This window comes from Bacteroides sp. AM32-11AC, from assembly GCF_003603515.1.
In the GTDB taxonomy this organism is placed as follows: Bacteria; Bacteroidota; Bacteroidia; order Bacteroidales; family Bacteroidaceae; genus Bacteroides; species Bacteroides uniformis.
The window spans coordinates 1-1,271 of the sequence record NZ_QTNH01000026.1; the positions used below are offsets into that span (position 1 = coordinate 1).

The 1,271-nt window shown below is 49.0% G+C and carries 2 protein-coding genes; both read right to left on the reverse strand.

The window, feature by feature from the left end; all coding sequences use genetic code 11:
* The coding region (locus DW800_RS19175) for a YjbH domain-containing protein (RefSeq protein ID WP_119958280.1) at window positions 1–657 on the reverse strand (657 nt) is incomplete at its 3' end.
* A gap of 127 nt (window positions 658–784) precedes the next feature.
* The coding region (locus DW800_RS19840; protein ID WP_207814342.1) for an OmpA family protein at window positions 785–1,271 on the reverse strand (487 nt) is incomplete at its 5' end.

The following is a 1,271-nucleotide window of genomic DNA, read 5'->3' on the forward strand; positions in this document are numbered from 1 at the left end:
GGCTCCCAAGGCAAAGTCCTTGGAGTCATATTCCGCTATCATCCTTAACTGCGGATGAAAGGACGGATTGTAGGTGACACCCAATGCAAAGCCATTCAGTTTGTACTCCTTGCGGTTGTTGTAAAGGTAGGAAAGATGGACACCGATCTCCTCCTTACCCGCAACGGGTATATGCTTGGAGGCGGCAATATAGAAACGGCTGTAATATCCGTTACCTTCCGTGGTGCCGACCTGGCCGCCGCCGGAGGAAGTGAACGGGTCGGACGTCCCCAGCACGACAGCCGGCATGTATTTCCAGAACTGCCCCTCCTTCAACACACGCAGACGGGCGGAAAAGTAGCGGTCCTGGTTCGTGAATCCGCTGTACCCGTATGGCTTCAATCCTAACGCCTCCGCCTTGAAGAGCGTACACGTGTAGGCCACTTCCAGAAAGGGGAAGACTGTGACATTTAGGAAGTAGTTGTAGGTATGATAGTACCAGGTGGGCGGTGTGAGCTCCTTGTTCAAGAAGTTACCGCCAACCATGAAAGTCTTGTCACGCTGCATCTCCGCAGAGGGCGCATGCAACAGCCCGGTCGTACCATACGTCAACTGGGAAAAGGCCGAAAGGGAAAGGCTGCAAAACAGAACGATAAAGAATAGCTTAAACTTCATCATCACATATAAATTCAGTCGCTGATAAAAAATGGATTGCTTTATGACATGCATCGGACATAGTACCAAAAAAAGGCGTCTGAGTCCCAGACGCCTTCATTTTTAGAGTCTATTTGTCACTTGGAGTATATTATTCCAGGATAACTACGCGGTTCAAGAAGTTCTTGCCGAACATATTGGCAGTACCACCGAATCCAACGAGTTCGAGCTGGTCTTTGTCAACACCCTGAGCAATCAAAGCATCGTAAACAACCTGAGCACGCTTTTCAGACAGCTTCTGGTTCCAAGAAGTGCTACCGGTAGCCTTGTCAGCATAACCTGCAACCTTGTACTTCTTGTCCGGATTAGCCTTCAGAATCTTAGCAGCCAATTCGATGTTAACCTTACCATAGTCGTCCAGACGGGCGCTACCAATCTTGAAGAAGATAGCACGCGGCCCGGCAACTTCAACTTCCTTAGTCACTTCCTTAACTTCAGGTTTAGCGTTGGCCAGTGCATTCTTGCAGTTAGCCAGGTCAGCCTGAGCCTGAGCCAGTTCACTTCTATATCTGTTGATTTCTGCATTGACTGCGTCTTCGTCAATCTTAGAAACCGGAATAAACTTCTTACCACCGAAG